At 33.8% G+C, this 5,034-nt stretch carries 5 protein-coding genes and 1 pseudogene; all 6 read left to right on the forward strand.

All coding sequences use genetic code 11. The annotated features are described in order from the left end of the window. Positions 1–330 precede the first annotated feature (330 nt). Positions 331–1,044 (forward strand): response regulator transcription factor, encoded by a 714-nt coding sequence (locus Q9B79_RS26605; RefSeq protein WP_306188980.1) that lies wholly within the window; start codon positions 331–333, stop codon positions 1,042–1,044. After that, entirely contained in the window at positions 1,034–2,047 is a 1,014-nt protein-coding gene (locus Q9B79_RS26610; RefSeq protein ID WP_306188982.1) for a sensor histidine kinase, read from the forward strand. Before Q9B79_RS26605 ends, Q9B79_RS26610 begins: the two co-directional genes overlap by 11 nt. A 68-nt stretch (positions 2,048–2,115) precedes the next feature. Next, a complete protein-coding gene (locus tag Q9B79_RS26615) occupies positions 2,116–3,045 on the forward strand; it encodes an ABC transporter ATP-binding protein (protein WP_306188983.1) in 930 nt (309 codons plus the stop codon). Then, on the forward strand, positions 3,038–3,775 hold the full coding sequence (locus Q9B79_RS26620) for an ABC transporter permease (protein WP_306188985.1): 738 nt from the start codon (positions 3,038–3,040) through the stop codon (positions 3,773–3,775). The genes Q9B79_RS26615 and Q9B79_RS26620 overlap by 8 nt, the downstream gene beginning before the upstream one ends. A 17-nt stretch (positions 3,776–3,792) precedes the next feature. Then, entirely contained in the window at positions 3,793–4,590 is a 798-nt protein-coding gene (gene uppP, locus Q9B79_RS26625; RefSeq protein ID WP_306188988.1) for an undecaprenyl-diphosphate phosphatase UppP, read from the forward strand. Between the two features lie 80 nt (positions 4,591–4,670). Then, positions 4,671–4,956: pseudogene (locus Q9B79_RS26630) on the forward strand (ASCH domain-containing protein); the annotation flags it as partial. Between the last annotated feature and the right edge of the window lie 78 nt (positions 4,957–5,034).

The raw sequence follows: 5,034 nt of genomic DNA on the forward strand, positions 1-5,034 counted from the left end.
GCCGCTTTCGACATTAATGTCATCGGCGACTTGTTCTATATTACACCTCTAATGTCCAATCGTCAACACCTTTTTATAAATATATTCAAGTTAATATTTTTATGCTCTCTTAGCTATATACAACCTTACAAAGATTCATTACTGGAAACCATCTTCTGCTTCTCTTTAATTTATTCTCCCAGAACATATTCAAGTCATTTTGAACTCTCAACTTAATATGTGCAGACCTTTTCCTCCAATAAAACTGGGAACCTTATTTTAACAAATACTAGTATATAATTAGAGTGTTGTTGTACTATCAATGAAAATCTATTAGAAGCAGGTGAAGATATGAAAGATATACGTATCCTTATAGCAGACGATGATAAAGAAATCCGTAATTTACTAAAAATATATTTAGAACGAGAATTATATATGGTAGATACCGCGATTAATGGCGAAGAAGCCCTACAGTTATTTAATCAAAACAACTATAACCTCGTTATATTAGACCTTATGATGCCGAAAGTAGATGGTATCGAAGTATGTAGAAAGCTTAGAGATAAAACTAACGTACCGATATTAATGCTAACCGCTAAAAATCACGAAATTGATAAAATTTTAGGTTTAAGCATTGGCGCTGATGATTACATTACGAAACCTTTCAGTATTCATGAGGTCATTGCACGAGTAAAAGCTCTTATGCGGCGTTTTTTAGTTCTTGGAAGTAACACTAATGCACAAGAGAAATCAACCTTAAGCTTTAAAGGACTATCTATCGATTTAAATACTTACACAGTTCATACAAATAAAGAAGAAATCAACTTAACCGGCAAAGAGCTTGAACTATTAAAATTCTTCACTTCAAATCCAGGACAAGTATTTACAAAAACGCAGCTCTTCCGAAATGTGTGGGACGACAATTACATAGAAGATGACAATACCGTTATGGTACATATTCGAAAACTTAGAAAGAAAATAGAAAACGATCCTTCCAATCCAAAATTTATTCAAACTGTATGGGGCATTGGTTATAAGTTTGTAGGTGAAAAGCTTGAAGACTGATAAAACGCTATTCCTTATTTCATTACAACTTATCATCTGTGGGCTTTTAAACATACAAATGGACCCAAGGGTGAAAATTTCTTTATTTATTACCCTTATCTTAATTACAATGTATCTCTTCTTTTCAAGAATACAATTCATTCAAAATCGAAAATTAATGGACACTAAATTAAGTCGTGTACTAAAGGGGAATTTACAAACGAGATTATTCACAAGTAATGATCGATCGTTACATAATATTGTTTTTTCAATAAATGAACTAATAGCTGAATTAGAAAAGGTTCGAATTGAAGCCAAACGATCCGAAGAATCTAGAAAACAACTTTTGTCTAGTATCTCGCACGATATCCGAACCCCACTCACATCCATTATTGGATATATCGATGCTTTAAAAGACGGAATAGCTGCTTCTGAAATAGAAAAGCAAGAATATCTTAAAATACTTTATATGAAATCAAATAACTTAAAGCACCTAGTTGATGAAATATTCAATATGGCAAAGCTAGACGCTAATGAATTTCCACTAAAAGAAGAAAAACTCGACTTTTCTGAAGTTACTAGAGAAGTTTTGATCGAGTTTTTACCTGAAATCTCAAAACATAATATTAAACTGCAAGTTCTTATGCCAGAGTCTACTTGTCCTATCATTGCAGATTACCTAAGCCTTATGCGGATTATAGGTAATTTAATGAAAAATGCCATTTATTACGGAAAGGATGGGAAAACAATAGGAGTCAAACTACTAGAAACGGATGCAGCATATGAACTTCTTATTTGGGACAAAGGCCCTGGTATTCCAAAACATGATTTACAAAACGTATTTGAGCGAATGTACCGAAGCGAACAATCAAGAAACTCGTCTTTTGGTGGTAGCGGGCTCGGCCTTTCTATTTCTAAAGCGCTCGTTGAGAAGAATGGTGGGCATATATGGGTTGAAAGTATTCCATGGGAACGAACCACTTTTGGCTTTTCCATTCCAAAACACAATACTTTTAAGAAATAGTTAAGAAATGATTAATATGCAGTTAAGCCTTCCTTCTTATCATGTAAGTAAGAACTTATAGAAAGTAGGTGTCTCCTATAAATACAATTATAAAAACGACTAATCTTACTAAAGTATATGGTAATCAAAAATCCGTAGATAATCTAAATATTAACGTTCAACAAGGAGAGATTTATGGATTCATAGGACGTAACGGTGCTGGTAAAACAACAACCATTCGTATGCTACTCGGTCTTATAAAGCCTACAAGTGGAACTATCGAAATATTCGGAGAGGACTTATTTCAAAATCAAAAAGATATTTTAAGTAGAATTGGTTCTATCGTTGAAGTTCCAGGGTTTTATGAAAACTTAACTGCAAAAGAAAACTTATTAATTAATGCAAAGATAATTGGGGTTCACAAAAAGAATGCTATTGAAGAAGCATTAGAAATAGTGGGCTTGCAGCATGAAACAAAAAAATTAGTAGGAAAGTATTCTTTAGGAATGAAGCAGCGCTTAGGGATTGCACGCGCTCTTCTCCATTATCCTGAACTACTCATATTAGATGAACCAACTAACGGACTAGACCCTATCGGTATTAAAGAAATGCGAAAACTCATTCATTCTTTAGCTCAAGAAAGGAATATAACGATACTCATTTCTAGTCACATATTAGCCGAGGTAGAACAGTTAGTCGATCGTATCGGAATTATTCACGAAGGAAGGTTACTAGAAGAAGTTTCTCTTGATACGCTGCGCAAAGCAAACCGTAAGTACATAGAATTCCAAGTGAATAATGACAATAAAGCTGTGATGCTATTAGAAAATCAATTTCAAATTTTCGATTATGAGGTACATGATGAAGGGAATATTCGTATTTACTCTCATTTTGGGCAACAAGGACACATTAACAGAACATTCGTTCTCAATAATGTTGAAGTATTAAAAATGATGATCAGTGAAGACAGATTAGAAGATTATTTCACCAAACTAGTTGGAGGCGGGACAATTGGTTAATCTACTCTATACAGAACTATTAAAACTAAAACGCTCTAATATGTTTTTAATTAGCATTATTGGGGCTGGTGTCGCACCTTTCTTAGTCGTAGTAGCCTCTTATATACATATAAAAACAAAACAGCCAACTCCAACTATTTGGTTCCACCAGTTATTCACTGACGCTAACTTATATACTACTTTAGTTATAGGATTCCCTTTATACGGAGTAGTTGTTGCTTATCTGTTTACCCGCGAATACGCAGAAGATACACTAAAAAATTTACTGACTATCCCCGTGTCGCGCATTAACTTTATTATAAGTAAATTCATCATTCTCTTCCTTTGGATTATGATGCTAACTTTAGTCGCTTGGTCGCTTACTTTAATATTAGGGCTATTGGGGAACTTCCCTGGTTTTAACACTACTTTACTTTTAGGTTCTTTCCTAAAATTTTTAATATGTGGTGGACTTCTCTTTCTATTGTCTTCACCTATTGTGCTATTAACTCTTGTAATGAAGAGCTATGTACCACCTATTATATTAACAGTTATTATTACAATGATGAATCTTATGCTCGTGAACTCCAAACATAAAGATTTATTTCCATGGACCGCTACTCTAGATATTGCAAATAATGAATTACAATCCACATATCCACCAGAGTATTCTTATATCATCATTGCAGCAACAGCTATTTTAGGATTTATTGCAACACTATTTTATTTTAAGAGAGCAGACATTCATTAATTTATAGGAGTGAAATTATGAGCGATATCATCACTGCCTTCATACTCGGTATTGTAGAAGGGTTAGCTGAATTTTTACCTATCTCTTCTACTGGTCACCTTATATTAGTTGGGCATTTATTAGGATTTGAAGGAGAAAGAGCAAAAACGTTTGAAATTGTTATTCAGCTAGGCGCAATTTTAGCTATTGCAATTTTATATCATAAACGTCTCGTTTCTTTATGTAATATTAAGCCTCTTCTACGGAAAGAGAAAAAATTCAACGCGTTCCATGTATTTCTTGGTGTATTTCCGGCAGTAGTTGCTGGTTTGCTACTACATGATGTTATTAAAACTTATTTATTTCAGCCATACACTGTTGTGATTGGACTTGTAGCAGGAGCAATTCTTATGATTTTTGCGGAAGTAAAGAAGCAAGAGGCAACCTCCTATTCACTGGACGATTTAACGTACCGTCAAGCATTAACAATTGGATTATTTCAATGTTTAGCAGTATACCCTGGCTTCTCTAGAGCCGGCTCTACTATCTCTGGAGGTCTATTAGCAAAAGTAAATTATAAGGCTGCATCTGAATTCTCTTTTCTCATTGCCCTTCCTGTAATGGTTGGGGCTACAGGCTTAGACTTATTAAAAAGCTGGACGTATTTAAGTGTCGATGATATCCCTATGTTTGCGATAGGATTCATCACTTCTTTTATAGTCGCAATGTTAGCAGTAGTAACTTTTCTGAAGCTTTTAGAGAAGATAGGTTTAAAACCTTTTGCATATTATCGTATTTTGCTAGCTATCTTATTTACAGTCTTCGTATTACTATAGATTCGTATATGTCATATATTATTGAACCGATATTCAAGTTGAAGTATCGGTTTTTCTCTCTTTCACCTCTAGTATAATTTATTTCAATACGGTCTAGTGGAAATGCTGAAAAACCAGCATCTGTTACAGCTTGGCAATTCGGTAATTCCCCTAATTATCTCGCACAGTTAATAATTGATGACATAAAAGCAGTAACATGCTTCGGCCATATTTTTTATAAATTAGAAAATGAACCACTACCAACAACTAACCGATAGTCAGAATGAACCTGTAGCTATTATTAAGACAATCGAAGTAACTATAATGCCATTGAATGAAATAATAAAAAAACTCGCTATCGCTGAAGGCGATCATACCTATAGTTACGAACTTATCAATATAAAAAACAAAATGAAGCTATAATTAATAACGATTTCACGAAAAGCTCACGCTTTATTAAACACG

This window comes from Bacillus sp. MHSD_36 (assembly GCF_030757775.1).
In the GTDB taxonomy this organism is placed as follows: Bacteria; Bacillota; Bacilli; order Bacillales; family Bacillaceae_G; genus Bacillus_A.